Genomic DNA, 15,014 nt, shown 5'->3' with positions numbered 1-15,014 from the left:
AACATGACCACCCAGCACTCCACGCCTTGTCCGGAGCCCTTCCTTCCGCCCGACCCCCAAGCGGCCGCCAGTAGCCGCATCGCGGACCTCGCCCGCTGGGCCGCCCGGCACCAGGGCGCCGACGGCATCCAGGATCCCACCGACTACCAGGCTTTGCACCACTGGTCCGTCACCGACCTGGAGGCGTTCTGGGCGGCGGTGTGGGAGTACTTCGAGGTCGACGCGACCACTCCGTACAAGCGCGTACTGGCCGAGGAGACCATGCCCGGCGCCCGCTGGTTCCCCGGCGCCACCCTCAACTACGCCCACCACGCGCTGCGCAACCTGCACCCGGACGCGCCCGCGATCACCGCACTGGACGAGACCGGAGCCGCCTACGAGATCACAGGCCGGCAGCTGCGCGCCCGGGTCGCCTCCGTCGCAGCCACCCTGCGCGACCTGGGCGTCGGACAGGGCGACCGGGTGGTCGGCTACCTGCCCAACACCCCCCACGCCGTCATCGCCTTCCTCGCCACCGCCAGCCTGGGCGCGGTGTGGTCGGTGTGCGGCCAGGACTACGCCCCCAAGGCCGCCGCCGACCGCTTCGCCCAGCTCGAACCCACCGTGCTCATCACCGCGGACGGCTACCTCTTCAACGGCACCCGTCACGACCGCCGCGCAGCCTCCCTCGAACTGGCGGCCGCCCTGCCGACACTGAAGGCCACGGTGCTCGTGGACCACGTCGGCCTCGGCCGGCCCGAGGACAGGGGCACACGGCTGACAGTGCCTTGGGAGGAGGCGGCCGGCCGCGTCGAGTACCTCACCACCACCCCGGTGCCCTTCGATCACCCGCTGTGGATCGTGTTCTCCTCCGGCACCACCGGCCTGCCCAAGGGCATCGTGCACGGGCACGGCGGCGTCCTGCTGGAGCACCTGAAGATCCTCGGCCTGCACTGTGATCTGGGCGTCGGGGACCGACTGCTGTGGTACACCACCACCCACTGGATGATGTGGAACCTGGTCGTCTCCACCCTGCTGACCGGCGCCACCACCTGCACCTACGACGGCAGCCCCGCGCCGGTGGCGCGCCCGGACGTCCTGTGGGAGCTGGCGGCCCGCCACAAGGTGACCGTCTTCGGCACCAGCCCCCAGTACCTGCTGGCCATGGCCAAGCTGGGCATCGAACCCACCGTGCATGACCTGTCGGCGATCCGCGTCGTCGGCTGCACCGGCTCCGCCCTGCCCGCCTCCGCCTACCCCTGGGTCCGCGACCACGTGGGCGCGGGCATCCAGCTGGCCTCCACCAGCGGCGGCACCGACATCGTCTCCGGCTTCGCCGGCAGCGCCCCCACGACCCCCGTCTGGGCGGGCGAGCTGTCCGCCCCCAACCTGGGCGTGGCGCTGGCGGCGTACGACGCCGAGGGCCACCCGGTCGTCGATCAGGTCGGCGAACTGGTCGTGACGCGTCCCATGCCGTCGATGCCGCTGTACTTCTGGAACGACCCCGACGGCAGCCGCTACCGCGACGCCTACTTCACCGCCTACCCGGGCGTGTGGCGCCACGGCGACTGGATCACCCACACCTCCCACGGCTCGGTGATCGTCCACGGCCGCTCCGACGCCACCCTCAACCGCAACGGCGTACGGCTGGGCAGCGCCGACATCCACGACATCGTCGAACGCCTTCCCGAGATCACCGAGGCCCTCGTCATCGGCGCGGAGGAACCCGACGGCGGCTACTGGATGCCGCTCTTCGTGGTCCTCGCCGACGGCGCCACCCTGGACGACTCCCTGCGCGAGAAGATCCGCGACGCCATCCGCGACGGCGCCTCACCCCGCCACGTCCCCGACGAGATCCTCGCCGTGCCGGGCATCCCGCACACGAAAACCGGCAAGAAACTCGAGGTTCCCGTCAAGCGCCTCCTCCAGGGCGCCCCCGCCGAGCAGGTCCTCAACCCCTCCGCGGTCGACAACCCCGAACTCGTCGCCTACTTCGCCCGCCTGGGCGCGGAGCGAAGCGAGCGGTCAACCCACCACACATGACCGTCGGCCAGCCAATCGGCTCCACAGACCCTGTGCCGCCGAGTGGTGCCGGGGCGGAGACCCGCCCCGGCACCACACCATCCGAAACACCGAAGTAAGAGAGAAACCGTGAGCATGATCGACCGTGAACCGCAGGCCCTCGATGTCCTGGACGACGCCGGGCGGAAGCTGCTGTTCACCGAGGCCCGTACCGCGAACACCTTCGCCCAGGCGGCCGTCACCGACGACGAACTCGCCCTGATCTGGGAACATGCCCGCTGGTCGCCGAGCTCCGCCAACAGCCAGCCGCTGCGCGTGCTCTTCGTGCGCACCCGCGAGGGCAAGGAGCGACTGGTCCGGCATCTCGACGAGGGCAACAGGGCCAAGACGCTTCAAGCGCCGGCCGTGGCGGTTCTGGCGTACGACGTCGACTTCCACGAACAGATGCCGACCGTCTTCCCGGCCCGCGGCGAGATGCTGCGCGCGGCGTACGCCGACCAGACCGAGCAGCGCGAGGCCCTCGCGGCCTACAACTCGGCCCTGCAGACCGGGGTCTTCCTGCTCGCGGTGCGCGCGGCGGGCCTTGCGGCCGGTCCCATGGCGGGCTTCGACAGGGCCGGCGTGGACGAGGAGTTCTTCGCCGGTACCAGCTGGCGTTCGCACCTGGTGGTCAACATCGGTCACCCCGGTGCCGACCCTTGGTTCCCGCGCCTGCCCCGCGTGCCCGTCGAGGACGCCGTCGCCTGGGCCTGACGGCACTGCCGCCGCCCGGTCGCGCGGCAGCGGCTGCCCATGCCGCCACAGCAGTGCTCCTGTTCCGCTGGGCCCGTGCCCCGCATTCCCTCACCGCACCGCACAGGAATCCATGTACCTCTACGCCGCTCTGATCTGTCTCATCGTGTTGATCTTCGCCCTGCTTGGCGTGGCCGAGCTCCTGGCCCTGGGGCCCATGCCTGAGCTGGCTGCACATGCCGGTTTCCGTACCGCGGCCTACCGCGTCATTGGTGCGCTGGAGCTGGCGGGCGCCGTCGGCGTGGCAGTCGGCCCGGTCATGCCGCTGGGCGGAGGCCTGGCCGCTTCCGGGTTGAATGATCGCCAGTGTTTCGACCGCTCGACGGCTGCGGCAGGGCCGAGTGGCCCGGAAGGCGGCCTGGTGGGCCCTGTCCGCGGCAGGCACCTGGGCCGAGGCTGAGAGCCGAGGGGCCACGTCGGCGGCCTCGAGAATGGGAGAGCGCAGTGAGTGAACCGGTGATCGTAGGAGTGGACGGCTCCGCCTCGAGCCTCGACGCCGTCGACGCCGCGGCCCGTGAGGCACATCTGCGGGGTGCGCCGTTGCGGATCGTGCACGCCTTCGGACGTCCGTCCGCCCGTGTGCCGTCCGGTGCGCCACCGTGGAGTCCGGTCGACCACGGCCTGGAGCCGATGGTGCACGGAGGGCCGGCCCAGGCGGAGCAACGGGCGCACGCGGCTGCACCGGGGATCGAGATCACGCGCTCTGTCGTGGCTGGTGAGGCGCTGGAGGTGTTGGAGATCGAGTCGCGTTCGGCCGCGCTGGCGGTGGTGGGCAGCCGGGGCCTGTCCGGCTTCTCGGGGCTGCTGCTGGGCTCGACGGCGGTGCATCTGGCCGCGCACGGCCACTGTCCGCTGATGGTGGTGCGCGGCCGTCCCGACCCGGCCGGTCCGGTACCGCTGGCCGTGGACGGCTCCCCGGCCGGGGAGGCGGCGGTGGAGTTCGCGTTCGCCGAGGCGGCACTGCGCGAAGCGCCGCTGGTGGCCCTGCACGTGTGGAACACCTGGAGCGAACGGGCCCACGAAGGTCCCGGAGACCCGCTGACCGCCGTCGTGGCTGACGCCGACCGGCTCCGCGACGCCGAGCAGCACCTGCTGGAAAAGGCGGTGGCCTCATGTCAGAAGGCGTACCCGCGGGTCGCCGTGGAGCGGCGCCTGGTGCGGTCCCGGATCCGCAGCGCACTGATCGACACCAGTCAGGAGGCCCAACTGGTGGTGGCCGGTGCCCGGGGCCGCGGCGGATTCACCGGCCTGCTGCTCGGCTCGGTCAGCCAGGCTCTGCTGCACCATGCGCACTGCCCCGTCACCGTCGTCCGCGGCAAGGAGTGACCCTCGACCCAGCAGACCCCCACGCCTGCACGGGCCTCCACTCCTTCCGCCGCGCCACTGGCGGAGCCGGCCGACGCACACCGGCGGCAGACCACCGAGGGGCCGGACTGCTCGGCGCAGCCCCGGAAGCGGGCCTGACCTCGGCGGAGGTCGAGCAGCGGATCGCGGCATGCGGGGCGAACGAGCCGGCCGAACGGGCCCGCAGGCCGCAGTGGCTGCGCTTGCTGGACCAGTTCCGCAGCTGGCTGATCGGCATTCTGCTCGCCGCCGCCGTCGCCGTCGTCGTCATCGGTGAGGGCCGCGTGCTGGGACACCGACGGGGGCGAGCTGCCCGACCGCCTCCCCGTCGTTCTCGAGTTCGCCGCCCTGGCGGGCACCAATGGACGACGAAGGGCTGATCCCCGCCCTGCGTATCGCCCAGCGCGCCCTGCGAGACCCGGTCGCCCTGCGCCGTGTCCTGCACATGCGCCGCCTTCCGACGCCACAGCGCCCACCTCGGCGCGATCAGCCTGCTCGCTGTTCCCACCCCGACCCAAGCCTGAGGAGGCACCTCATGCCTGCCACCGTGATCACCGACCTGGCTGCCGAGCTGACCGTGCCCGAGGACGGCACTCTCAGCCGGGTCCTGTACCGCGACGACCGCATGCGCGTGGTCGGCTTCGCCTTCGCCGCCGGCCAAGAACTGACCGAGCACACTTCCGCCCTGCCCGTGGTCATCCAGGTCGTCTCCGGCCGCCTCGACCTCGTACTGGGCGACGAGGAGACCGAGGCGACGCCCGGGAGCTGGATCCACCTTCCCGCACGGCTGCCGCACACCGTGCACGCCACCGAGCCCAGCGTCATGCTGCTGACCATGCTGCCCGCCCCGTATCCGTCCGAATCCGGGGTACCGTCCGCACCCTGACCTGCGCCCGGCCGCATGGGAGAACAGGTGCACGTCCGGCTACGCGAGATCCAGAATGTCCCGTACCGGGCGGCGAGGCGTGGCCGGACCCCTCGGGCCGTAGCCGAGGCGCAGCACCATCTGCACCTGGCCCACGCCCCACGCGGGGTCGCGGGTCAGCAGGCGCAGCGCGCGGTCCTCCAGCGCGTGAGATGTCAGGGAGGTGGCCAGGTCGGCCAGGGTCGCTTCCAGCAGGACGCGCTCCAGCGCCTGCCCCGCGCGCAACCAGTCGGCCGGTCCGTCACCGCGCGTGCTCAGCAGGGCCAGGTGCGGGGTGTGCTCGAACACCGTGGTTCCGCGGTCCGCGACACGCCGGCGCCCGGCGAAGTCGCGCACGGGAGCCTTGCCGTCCCGCTTACGCGGCCCGAACGCGTACTCGGGGACGCCGTCGACAGCCGTGTCCGCCTCCGGTCCGAGCCGGGTCCAGCGGACCAGGTCCTCGCTCGCGTCCGGGTCCAGGGTGTCGCGGCTCTCCGCATCGTGGATCAGGTCGAGTACGGTCTCGGCGTGCCAGGGTCCGGGGAAGAGCAGCACGGCCCCCTCACGCTCGGCCGCGTCCTGCAGGGTGGCCCGCACATCCTCGGGAATGTCCTTCTCGGCGAAGGGGTGGCGGCTGGTGTGACGCCGGCGGATGGCGGGGTACAGCCGCGCCAGGCCCTGGCCCTGCGGGCGCCCGGCATCCTCGGTCAGATGAACGACGGCAAGCAGCAGCGGGTCCTGTGGCTCGGGCAGCAGCCGTGTCTCGGAGACGAGGCCCGTGTGCGCGGCGGCGACGCGCAGGTTGAACAGTGCCGCCCCGCAGCCGATGTGCAGGGCGCGGTTGTCGGGGTCGGACCGGGGCATGGCCCGATCGGGGTCGGCGCACAGCAGCAGAGCATGCTCGCTGGTCAGGTAGCGGAAGCGCCATGGCTGCGCGTTGTGCATGGAAGGCGCCGCGGCGGCCTCGGCCACCAGCCCCGTTACGGTCTTCTCATCAAGCTGCCGCGAAGCCATGGAATCCTCCTCACATGCCGCGGACACACCGCGGGGCTGCCTGAGCGTGTACCTCGATCAGCCAGGTGGTGACGAGTCGGTACCGAGGTCACGACGCGACGGCGATCGGTCGCCCGACGAGCCAGTTCCAGTGTCCGCCCGACGGGCACCGGGCGTCCCACGGAATCGTGGACTCCACCGCGGGTCCGTATGCCGACGACACGCCCACAGGACGACGGACCGCGACCGCGACACGCCAGACCCCGAGGCGTGGTCCCCGGCCCCCGCTCTGTCAGATGCGCGGCAGCGTGCGGGCGACGTACTCCGTCAGGTCGAGCAGCCGGTTGGTGCAGCCCCACTCGTTGTCATTACCACGGTCCTGGCACCGCACTGTCGATGCTCGTCGCCTGCGATGCCTGCCGGGAGGGCCTGTGGGCGTAGCCGAGACACGCCATCCGTCCCTGCAAGCCGGGGCGTTGGGCCCGGTCCGGGAACAGACCTCACCGCCGAGCCGGCCACGACACGCGACCGGGGCACCCCTGCCGATGAGCGGGGTGCCCCGGTGGACAAGTCTGCGGCTCTCACACCAGCCAGCGGTTGCGGCTGACGAAGGGCAGCCGCGCCCAGGCCCTGCCCAGGCCCCAGGTGGCGCCGGCGCCCGCGGCCGCGAGGGCGACGAGGACGACGGCGTAGATGAAGTGGTAGTCGGCGAACGGGTTGGTGGACATGCTCGGCGACCCGTCGGACAGGTGCTTGGCCGGCGGCCACTCCGCGATCCACATGAGCGCCATCATGGCGGTGCCGGCGATCGCGGCGAGCCGCAGGCCGATGCCCGCGATCAGCGCGAGGCCGATGCCGAGCAGGCCGAGCATGAACAGCCAGTCCGCCCACGCGGCGCCCGCCCAGTCGTGGAACGTCGACTCCATCGGGCCGGCCGCCACACCGCTGAGGAAGCCCTTCGTCGGCGACCCGCCGTCGATCCAGCCCTTGCCGGACGGGGTGGCGTAGCCGAAGCCGAACGTCTTGTCGAGGAACGCCCACAGGAAGACGAAGCCGGTCAGCAGCCGCAGCCCGGCGAACACGTACGCGCGGGTCGCCGTCTCCACGGCGGTCGCCTCGTCGGCGGAGGCCGGAGCCGTCCCCGCCCTGCGCAGGGACGGGAAGCGGAATACCGGATGCCGGTGGGGGTGGTCGTGCACTGCCATGATGCTCATCCCTTTCGAGGGGTGCGACGCGCAGAAGGTGGACGACTCTCGTTGCGCCTTCAATGTCCCGCCTCGTCACCGCCCGGTGGAGGGGCTGCAGGGCCCGGCAAGTGGGCCGAACGGCCCCCTGTCCGGGTCGCGTTGGCAGCGGTCGGCCGTCACGGGACGAACTTCGCCTGGCCGTGCGGGTGTTCGGGAATGGCGCGCTGCCTGTCCCTACCGCGTCGCGATCACGCCCCGCCCACGACGAAGCCCCTGCTCATCGAACAGGGGCTCCCTTTGCCACAGCGCACTCAACACTCCCGAATTGCCAGGGGTCTTGTTTCTGAAGGATCAACGCACCGTGATCATCCATCCGTTTGTCGGACGCACCAGCACTTCAGCGGCGGCTGCCCCGCGTAGACGTCGTCAGCCTTGTCGTCGAACCATGAGGGCACCTGCGGCCACCACGTATTCGGCTGGGTCGATCGGTGAAGTCCCGCAGGGGAAGACGTTCGCGGGCGTCCTGGGGGCCGAGCACCGCCTGCGACAGGCCACATCGGGAGTCGGCCGCAGGTCGTGGTGCACCCGGCGGTTGCTCTCCGCAGCGCGGTCGGCATCGATGCGGTTGCGGCGTTCGGCCTCCGCCGTCAGACGGAGCAGCCGCGCCGTCTCGACGGGGTCGGGGAACCAGTCCCGCCGCCGGGCCCGGACGGGCCACACGTCACCGAGTGAGCGGCATACCGGACCCTGCCGTTCCTCTCCTCCGGCCACCGTCCGCGTACTGGCTGAACGTCCCGACAGCGGCTGCGAGTTGGCCCCGATCGGCCCTCCGGTGCCGCCTGGTCGGCCCATGCCCGGGCTCTCCGGCGACTGTCACCTTCGTCACGTCACGATGCGGAGGAGGGGCGGACCGATGGATGGCAGCAGGCGTGCGAAGCAGAGGTTCTGGCGATGGCGGAACAACCCACTGCGACGGCGCGGTGACATCGTCGAAGCGTGGGTCGTGCTGGCCGTGTGGGTGGTCACGGCGGTGGGCGGTGCGGTCGTCGGTCTGGTGACGGCCCACGCAGCCGACGAGGTGTTCGCACGGCAGCGCGCCGAACGCAGTCCCGTGCGCGCTGTGCTCCTCGCCGACGTGCCGCGGAGCGTGGCGGGGGTCGGGACCAGTAGCGACAAGACCGCCGCTCGAGTCCGCTGGACGGACCCCGACGGTTCCGTCCACACCGACAGGACCTTGGTGGACACCGGTCTGAAAGCCGGGTCCAGGATCGTTGTCCGGACGGACGGGCGGGGCGAGATCACCGGTGAGCCGCCGAGTCGCACGGAAGCGGCTGTCGAAGCCGGTGTCCTGGCCACCGGGGCCGCGCTCGCCTTCGCCGGCCTCGTCTGCGGCGCCGGAGCCCTCGCACGGTGGAGGCTCGAGAGGCAGCGCATCGAGCAGTGGGGCCGGGAGTGGGACCTGGTCGGGCCGCAGTGGGGTCACAAGACCGGATGATCCACGCGTGGCCGCGCCCGCCAGAGTATGGGCAGGGCTGACGAGGACACGGGTGGGCGGCTCCGCCTCTACGGTCCCCCTGCCGCGGGCGGGCGATCCGGCCCTGTGACGTGCTTGGCGAGCGGATCAGCGTCCTCCAGGATCAACTCAGCTGCCCGCCCTTGGGGCAGTGCCCTGTGGGCCGCCTCCTCCCCACATGGCGAGGCATCTCAGCCGACGGTCGGGTCAGGGCGCACCAGCGTCCCCGACCTCCCGTGAACGATCTCGTACGCGGCGTCGAGTGCTCCGATGGCCGCCAGTCCTCCGGTGCGCTCGACGAACCGGGCGGCGGCCTCCGCCTTGGGGCCCATGGAACCGTCGGGGTAGCCTGCGCGGCGCATGTCGTCGGGCGTCGCGCCGAGGACGGGCCGCTGGTCGTGGGTGCCATAGCCGGCATAGACGCACGGGACGTCGGTGAGGATGAGCAGGAAGTCGGCCTTGAGGTCCTCGGCGAGCACAGCCGCCGCGAGGTCCTTGTCGACGATCGCGTCGATGCCGGTCAGGGCACCGGTGTCGTGGTCGGCGGTGACAGGGACGCCTCCGCCGCCGGCGCACAGGACCACGGCGCCGCCGCCGATCAGGTCGTGGATGGTCTCGGTCTCCAGGATGCGTTCGGGCGACGGTGAGGGGACCACGCGACGCCAGCCTTTGCCGTCCTCGGCGATGTGCCAGCCGTGCCTGCGGGCCAGCCCTTCAGCGATCTTGCGGGAGTACGCCCGGCCGACGAACGTCGTGGGCCGGTCGAAGGCCGGGTCGTCAGCCTGCACGAGGGTATGTGTGACCAGCGCGGCGATCCGGTGCCCCGGCAGCACGTCGTACAGTGCGCGGACCAGCAGCGTGCCGATCATCCCCTGTGTCTGGGCACCGAGCAGGTCCAGCGGGTAGGGAGCCCTCAGCGCCGGATCGGCGGCGCTCTCCTCGACGAGGAGACCGAGCTGCGGCCCGTTGCCATGGGTGACGACGATCTCGTGTTCCAGGGCCAGGCCGGCGATCGCAGTGGCCACCCGGTCGATATTCGCCACCTGAACGTCCGCGTCGGGACGATCACCCCGGCGCAACAGGGCGTTGCCGCCGAGGGCGACGACGATACGCATGGTTCGGACCTCCATGGTGTCCACGAGCGCAGCGCTGATGGTGCGCGGCCGGTTCTGCGCCTGGTCGAGGCGATACAGGGGGGTGCGGAGAAGACCTCGGTCGAGCAGGCCGGCTGCCGGCACCCGGACATTCGGGAGGTCGGTGGCCGCTCGACGTCGTGCCACTGACCGGATGACGCGGATCCGCGCCTGCCCCACTCACGGCTCGTTGCTCACCGATCTACCGGCATCCGATCCGGCCGGCGGCACACCCTCGCCGCCCCCGCAACGGCCGGTCGACGGCCGGCACGGTGCCGCAGCGTCCGCAGAAACAGCGCGTCGAGCACCGAACCGAGCTGAACAGCGACTGCCGTCGAGACCACCGGAAGATCCACCAACAGCCTCCGGAACTCCGAGGTCAATGACGCGCCACAACTGCACACCCCCTTCCGTCCGAAGTCGTCTCTCACCTTCATCGAACATCCGGAACCGTTCCGGCACAGGGTGCCGATGGACCCGGACGCGATGCCGGTCGGCCCGGCCATGGGGCCGAGCGGCCCATCGTCCGGCACACGGCGCGGGCGCGTCTGGAAGTGGCCGATCCCATGACGCTCTGACTGGCGGCACGTCATGACCCTCTCGCCCCGGCCGGCATGCTGCGGGCGTCGCCGATGTCTGCAGGGCCGTGGCCCGCCCGGCCACCGAAGGCTGGACGGCCGACGAGCAGGCCGAGTCCGTCGGGGAGCCTTCGGCCGGCTCGGCAGGATTGCTCTGCGCCAGTGCCCGATCTTCGAGCGAATGCTGGTGAAGACCGGGATCCTGCCGCGCGACTACTGGTTCTCGGTGAGCGACACCGAGCAGCAGGAGCGGTTCCGGCGGTGGCTGGAGCGTTCGGTGCGGCGGTGGAAGCTTCGCCGATGGACCTGGAGTCGATCAACCGCTGGAAGGCTGGTCGAGAGCGACGACACGCGTCGGGCCCGGCTGAACCTGATCGCCCCTCCGCTGTCTTCGGTGCTGTATCAAAGGGTGCCGTCGCCGGAGGGGCCGGAGCGGCCGCCGTCGATCGGCTATGAGCGCCCGCCGCGCGATCTGCGGACCACGTCCCCGATCACACGGCGAGCCTCCGAAGGCGTTTCCGTCAGGCGTCGTGACCCTGGTGCGGCACGATCGCGACCGGGCAGGCCGAGTGGTGCAGCACCGCGTGGGCGACGCGGCCGAGCTGGAGCCCGAGGTGCCCCTCGCGGCGCCTGGCGCCGACAACCAGGAGGTCGGCACTGTGGGAGGCGTCCGCCAGCACCCGGCGGGCGTGGCCCTCGACGGTGCGCCGCTGCACATCGACGCCCGCGGGGAGGTCCTGCAGCGCCGCGTCGAGTTCCTCGACGGCTCGCGCCTCATGCAGCCGGGCGGGCTCGCCGGCGAGCAGCGGGTGATCGGTGGTCTCGTGCGCGGGGCAGCGCCAGGCCCGTACGGCCTCCAGGGGCACCCCGCGTCGCCGGGACTCCTCGGCGGCGTACCTCACCGCCGCCGACTCCTTCGGGTTCTCGCCGACGCCTACGACAACCCGCCCGTGGACCGGCGGCGTCGCCCGGTTGTCGTGACTGCCCCGCAGCACGATCACCGGGCAGTCGGCATGCGCGGCGACGGCCAGGCTGACGGAGCCGAGCAGCGTCTCGGCGATGCCGCTGCGCCCGCGAGTGCCCACGACCAGCGCGGAGGCGTGCCGGGCCTCGCGGACCAGGGCGTACTCCGGTTCCTCGAACACCACTTCGGCGCTCACCTGCAGACCGGGGTGCCGGCCGCGGGCCCGCTCAGCGGCAGTGCCCACCACATCCTGGGCCAGGGGCAGCTCGGTCGCCCTGCCGATGTCCCGGGCCAGGACGGCACCCTCGTACCGCTCCCACAGGCAGGCGTACACCACCCGCAGCGGCACTCCGTGCAGCACGGCCTCGTCGGCCGCCCAGTCGACGGCCCGCAGACTCGGCTCGGAACCATCCACGCCCACGACCAGGGCCCCGCCGTGGGCCCGCTCGACACCTGCGTTCATGATCTCCACTCCTCTGCCGAACTCCTTCAGTCGTGCGCGACGACGGCCACGGGGGCGGCGGCGTGGTGCAGTACCGCGTGCGTGACGGGGCCGACATGGACGCCGAAGGGGCTGCGGCGGACTCGGCGACCGACGACGACCAGGGACGCCTCACGGGAAGCGTCGATGACGTGGTTGGCAGGGCTGCCGGACCGGGACTCCTCGACGACCTCGACATCCGGGTACTTCTGCCGCCAGGGCCGCAGCACCGCGGTGAGGGCGGCGGCCTCCTGCCGCCCCAGTTCGGCGTGGAACTCGAGGTCGGCGGGCATGCCGTAGGCGAAGTAGGGCGGAAGGCTCCATCCGTGCACGACCCGCAGGGCGGTGTCGCGGCGGGCGGCCTCCTCGAAGGCGAAAGCGATCACCGTGTCATCGGGGTGGCCGGTGTCGAGGCCGAGCACCACGGGACGGTACGGCGTGGCGGCGGACGGGATGCCGGCGGGGTCCTTCTCGTGCTCGTCGGCGGCCTGCTCCCCGGCCCGCACCAGGACGACGGGGGTGTCGGTGTGCGCGATCACGGACATGCCCACGGACCCGACGAGGAACCCTCCGATCCCGCTCAGCCCACGCGACCCGAGAACCAGCAGCTCGGCGGCCTTCGACGCCTTGACCAACGCGTCCATCGGCCCTCCGGGAATCTGCTCCCTCTCCACCCGCACGCCGGGGTGGCGCAGGCGGAGCCCTTCGGCCGCCTCACGCGGAATCCGTTCACTCCAGTGCGCTTGCGTCTCGGCACCCAGCAGCGGGGCCTGCGCCATGGGCTCCGGGACGGGCTCCCAGACGTGCACCAGCCGCAGCGGCAGGCCGCGCAGCTTCGCCTCGCGGGCCGCCCACTCGGCAGCCGCACGGCTCTCCGACGAACCGTCGAGGCCCACGGTCACGTTGCGGGACATGCTGTCCACCTCCTGAATCGGGGTTCCGCTGCCAGGGTGGTGGCGAGGGGAGGCCATGGTGCAGAGACCGCAGGTCCCCGATCCGGGGCCGATGGTCCCCACGGACCCTCAACCGGCGTTCCCGCCGCCCCGGCTGACCCCCGCGACGACGACCGGAGACAGACGGCGCATCCGAACAGAGCCGTGTCAGCGTTGAGCGGACCGAGCGTCACGCACCCGATCCACGCAGAGTCGTGCGCAAAGAGCCGGTTCGGCAGAGGCGGCAACGCCAACACGCCAACCCCGATCCGCGTGCGCATGCGCGGACGGTGCCTCGAGAGGTGTCGACTCGCTCCCCGTCGCGGCGACGAGCAAGGGCTTGCTGGCCGACGGCCCGCCGCCGCGCCGGATACCGTGCACCGCCGGTAATCCGGAGTGCGATCAGCCGACGTGTCCCCGACGGCAGCACGGATTCGGACCCCGTTCCGGCATCGCAGCCCGGCGCACCTGCTGCGGTCAACGGGCGGCGACCGTCCTTTCCGGCCGGTGTGGCGGCACACCGGCCGGCGGACCCGTCCTGGCAGACGTTTTCAACGCGTTCAACCGACTGCCTCCACCCCCACGCCGCCGTGCCTTCCGGCCGGTCAGCGCCTGCGGCCCCGTGCCGCCCAGCCGCTGCCGACACCCGCGACGTGCAGGGCGAGCAGTGCGAGCCCGATCAGCATGACGTTCATGGAGGTGAAGACGTCGTTCGTCGCTATCTCCGCCGCGTTGATGAGGAAAGCGAAGAAGAACAGGACCGCCGCGATGATGGCCAGCACGGTGTGCCTCCTTGGGAAAGGGGATCGGCCGAGGGTGCCGTGTCTCGCGTATTCCCCCGTCGGTCCCGTGCACACGGGGCCGGCGCGTGGGCAGGCGGCCTGCGGTGCGTGCCCCGTACAGTGGAATGACCGTTTCCTCCCGCCCCCCGCACCACCTCGAACGGGAGCACTCATGCACCACCCGTCCAGCACCCCGGACGACGACTCCGGCGTGCTGTTCGGGCTCGACGCCCTCGGTCCCGGACCGGCCGACGCCGACCAGCGCCCGTCATTCCGCCCGTCCTTCCGCGACTCCGCCGCGGCCCGCCGTCTGCTGCCCGTGCGCGAGATCCTCGCCGAACCCGCGGCGGCCGCGTCCCCGCGCGGCCGGCAGGTCATCGCCCGGTTCCCCGAGGCGCGGGTGACCACGGTCGAGTCCCACTGGCGCATCCCCGGGCTGCACGGCAACGAGGGCAACGTCGACCGCTGGGTGCGCATCAAGGGGGAGACGCTGGTGCTGGGCGAGAAGAAGACCCTCGCCACCCGCCCCAACGGCCGCTCGGCGGACTGGATCGCCCCGGGCACCTCCAACGGATGCGCCATGGCCTGCGCCTACTGCTACGTGCCGCGGCGCAAGGGGTACGCCAACCCCGTCACCGTCTTCACCAACATCGACCGGATCGTGGCCCACCTCGCCCGGCACGTGGCCCGGCAGGGGCCCAAGACCGAGCCGAACCAGTGCGACCCCGAGTCCTGGGTGTACGACATCGGCGAGAACGGCGACTGCTCGGTGGACGCGTTGATCTGCGACAACACCGCCGACCTCGTGCACGCCTTCCGGCAGTGGCCCACCGCCAAGGCGTCGTTCGCCACCAAGTTCGTCAACCCCGACCTGCTCGCCCTCGACCCGCGCGGCCGGACCCGCATCCGCTTCTCGGTGATGCCGCCGGACGACTCCCGGTTGCTGGACGTGCGCACCTCGCCCGTCGCCGAGCGCATCGGCGCCGCGGCGGACTTCCTGGACGCGGGCTACGAGGTGCACTTCAACCTCTCCCCCGTGGTCGTCCGCCCGGGCTGGAAGGACGCCTGGACGGCGCTGCTGAGCCACCTCGACGACGTACTGCCGACGCGCGTGAAGCGGCAGGCCGCCGCGGAGGTGATCATGCTCACCCACAACCGTGAGCTGCACGAGGTCAACCTCGGCTGGCATCCCCGTGCCGAGGACGTCCTGTGGCGGCCGGAGCTCCAGCAGGCCAAGCGCTCCGAGAGCGGCGCCCTCAACGTCCGCTACCGCAACGGGGTCAAGCGGGAGGCCGTGGAGACCCTGCGCACCCTCATCGACCGCCACGCGCCGTGGCTGCGCGTGCGCTACGCCTTCTGAGCGGTCGCCTGCGACGCCCTTCGATCGGCCACGCCCCGGACCGGAGGACT

The 15,014-nt window shown here is 71.9% G+C and carries 14 protein-coding genes and 1 pseudogene; 9 read left to right on the top strand and 6 right to left on the bottom strand.

Going from position 1 to position 15,014, the window contains the following annotated elements:
* Positions 1 to 3: 3 nt before the first annotated feature.
* The 6 genes from IPT68_RS29965 to IPT68_RS29940 all read left to right on the top strand — a co-directional run bounded on the left by IPT68_RS29965 (position 4) and on the right by IPT68_RS29940 (position 5,023).
* Positions 4 to 2,022 carry an acetoacetate--CoA ligase gene (locus IPT68_RS29965; RefSeq protein ID WP_189699860.1) on the top strand — a complete coding sequence of 673 codons (2,019 nt, stop codon included), beginning with the start codon at positions 4 to 6 and terminating at the stop codon, positions 2,020 to 2,022.
* Positions 2,023 to 2,136: 114 nt separating this feature from the next.
* Positions 2,137 to 2,754 carry a malonic semialdehyde reductase gene (locus IPT68_RS29960; RefSeq protein ID WP_189699978.1) on the top strand — a complete coding sequence of 206 codons (618 nt, stop codon included), beginning with the start codon at positions 2,137 to 2,139 and terminating at the stop codon, positions 2,752 to 2,754.
* Positions 2,755 to 2,866: 112 nt separating this feature from the next.
* Entirely contained in the window at positions 2,867 to 3,193 is a 327-nt protein-coding gene (locus IPT68_RS29955) for a DoxX family protein (protein ID WP_189699861.1), read from the top strand.
* A gap of 44 nt (positions 3,194 to 3,237) precedes the next feature.
* A complete protein-coding gene (locus tag IPT68_RS29950; protein WP_189699862.1) occupies positions 3,238 to 4,119 on the top strand; it encodes a universal stress protein in 882 nt (293 codons plus the stop codon).
* Complete coding sequence (locus IPT68_RS35110; protein ID WP_228040021.1) at positions 4,116 to 4,517, top strand: cation-transporting P-type ATPase; 402 nt, start codon at positions 4,116 to 4,118, stop codon at positions 4,515 to 4,517. Before IPT68_RS29950 ends, IPT68_RS35110 begins: the two co-directional genes overlap by 4 nt.
* A gap of 155 nt (positions 4,518 to 4,672) precedes the next feature.
* Positions 4,673 to 5,023: a cupin domain-containing protein gene (locus IPT68_RS29940; RefSeq protein ID WP_189699863.1), complete on the top strand. Its 351-nt coding sequence runs from the start codon at positions 4,673 to 4,675 to the stop codon at positions 5,021 to 5,023.
* Positions 5,024 to 5,062: 39 nt separating this feature from the next.
* Here IPT68_RS29940 and IPT68_RS29935 read toward each other — a convergent pair whose 3' ends face one another.
* Both IPT68_RS29935 and IPT68_RS29930 read right to left on the bottom strand, forming a co-directional pair.
* Positions 5,063 to 6,055 carry an Acg family FMN-binding oxidoreductase gene (locus tag IPT68_RS29935; protein WP_189699864.1) on the bottom strand — a complete coding sequence of 331 codons (993 nt, stop codon included), beginning with the start codon at positions 6,053 to 6,055 and terminating at the stop codon, positions 5,063 to 5,065.
* 560 nt (positions 6,056 to 6,615) lie between these two features.
* Positions 6,616 to 7,239 carry a DoxX family membrane protein gene (locus IPT68_RS29930; RefSeq protein WP_189699865.1) on the bottom strand — a complete coding sequence of 208 codons (624 nt, stop codon included), beginning with the start codon at positions 7,237 to 7,239 and terminating at the stop codon, positions 6,616 to 6,618.
* Positions 7,240 to 8,134: 895 nt separating this feature from the next.
* Here IPT68_RS29930 and IPT68_RS29925 point away from each other — a divergent pair.
* Positions 8,135 to 8,716 (top strand): Rv1733c family protein, encoded by a 582-nt coding sequence (locus IPT68_RS29925; RefSeq protein ID WP_189699866.1) that lies wholly within the window; start codon positions 8,135 to 8,137, stop codon positions 8,714 to 8,716.
* 209 nt (positions 8,717 to 8,925) lie between these two features.
* Here the strand turns inward: IPT68_RS29925 and IPT68_RS29920 are convergent, their stop codons facing one another.
* On the bottom strand, positions 8,926 to 9,849 hold the full coding sequence (locus tag IPT68_RS29920) for a carbamate kinase (RefSeq protein ID WP_189699867.1): 924 nt from the start codon (positions 9,847 to 9,849) through the stop codon (positions 8,926 to 8,928).
* 741 nt (positions 9,850 to 10,590) lie between these two features.
* On the opposite strand from IPT68_RS29920, the pseudogene IPT68_RS29915 reads away from it, so the two are divergent.
* Positions 10,591 to 10,979 (top strand): annotated as a pseudogene (locus tag IPT68_RS29915) (polyphosphate kinase 2); the annotation flags it as partial.
* Here the strand turns inward: IPT68_RS29915 and IPT68_RS29910 are convergent.
* The 3 genes from IPT68_RS29910 to IPT68_RS29900 all read right to left on the bottom strand — a co-directional run bounded on the left by IPT68_RS29910 (position 10,967) and on the right by IPT68_RS29900 (position 13,604).
* A complete protein-coding gene (locus IPT68_RS29910) occupies positions 10,967 to 11,872 on the bottom strand; it encodes a universal stress protein (RefSeq protein ID WP_189699868.1) in 906 nt (301 codons plus the stop codon). The pseudogene IPT68_RS29915 and the gene IPT68_RS29910 sit on opposite strands and share 13 nt — an antisense overlap.
* Before the next feature lie 26 nt (positions 11,873 to 11,898).
* Positions 11,899 to 12,804 carry a universal stress protein gene (locus IPT68_RS29905; protein WP_189699869.1) on the bottom strand — a complete coding sequence of 302 codons (906 nt, stop codon included), beginning with the start codon at positions 12,802 to 12,804 and terminating at the stop codon, positions 11,899 to 11,901.
* A gap of 623 nt (positions 12,805 to 13,427) precedes the next feature.
* On the bottom strand, positions 13,428 to 13,604 hold the full coding sequence (locus tag IPT68_RS29900) for a hypothetical protein (protein ID WP_189699870.1): 177 nt from the start codon (positions 13,602 to 13,604) through the stop codon (positions 13,428 to 13,430).
* A 172-nt stretch (positions 13,605 to 13,776) separates the two neighbouring features.
* On the opposite strand from IPT68_RS29900, the gene IPT68_RS29895 reads away from it, so the two are divergent.
* On the top strand, positions 13,777 to 14,964 hold the full coding sequence (locus tag IPT68_RS29895) for a spore photoproduct lyase family protein (protein WP_189699871.1): 1,188 nt from the start codon (positions 13,777 to 13,779) through the stop codon (positions 14,962 to 14,964).
* Positions 14,965 to 15,014: the final 50 nt, after the last annotated feature.

Source organism: Streptomyces chromofuscus, assembly GCF_015160875.1.
GTDB classification, from domain to species: domain Bacteria; phylum Actinomycetota; class Actinomycetes; order Streptomycetales; family Streptomycetaceae; genus Streptomyces; species Streptomyces chromofuscus.
The sequence above is the reverse complement of the archived record's forward strand: the minus strand, read 5'-3'. Positions and strand labels throughout refer to the sequence as shown.

Coding starts and splice junctions, on each gene's coding strand:
- IPT68_RS29955 (WP_189699861.1), top strand. CDS start 2,867: ATGTACCTCTACGCCGCTCTGATCTGTCTCATCGTGTTGATCTTCGCC.
- IPT68_RS29920 (WP_189699867.1), bottom strand. CDS start 9,849: ATGCGTATCGTCGTCGCCCTCGGCGGCAACGCCCTGTTGCGCCGGGGT.
- IPT68_RS29895 (WP_189699871.1), top strand. CDS start 13,777: ATGCACCACCCGTCCAGCACCCCGGACGACGACTCCGGCGTGCTGTTC.
- IPT68_RS29905 (WP_189699869.1), bottom strand. CDS start 12,804: ATGTCCCGCAACGTGACCGTGGGCCTCGACGGTTCGTCGGAGAGCCGT.
- IPT68_RS29960 (WP_189699978.1), top strand. CDS start 2,137: ATGATCGACCGTGAACCGCAGGCCCTCGATGTCCTGGACGACGCCGGG.
- IPT68_RS29930 (WP_189699865.1), bottom strand. CDS start 7,239: ATGGCAGTGCACGACCACCCCCACCGGCATCCGGTATTCCGCTTCCCG.
- IPT68_RS29940 (WP_189699863.1), top strand. CDS start 4,673: ATGCCTGCCACCGTGATCACCGACCTGGCTGCCGAGCTGACCGTGCCC.
- IPT68_RS29935 (WP_189699864.1), bottom strand. CDS start 6,055: ATGGCTTCGCGGCAGCTTGATGAGAAGACCGTAACGGGGCTGGTGGCC.
- IPT68_RS29965 (WP_189699860.1), top strand. CDS start 4: ATGACCACCCAGCACTCCACGCCTTGTCCGGAGCCCTTCCTTCCGCCC.
- IPT68_RS29910 (WP_189699868.1), bottom strand. CDS start 11,872: ATGAACGCAGGTGTCGAGCGGGCCCACGGCGGGGCCCTGGTCGTGGGC.
- IPT68_RS29925 (WP_189699866.1), top strand. CDS start 8,135: ATGGATGGCAGCAGGCGTGCGAAGCAGAGGTTCTGGCGATGGCGGAAC.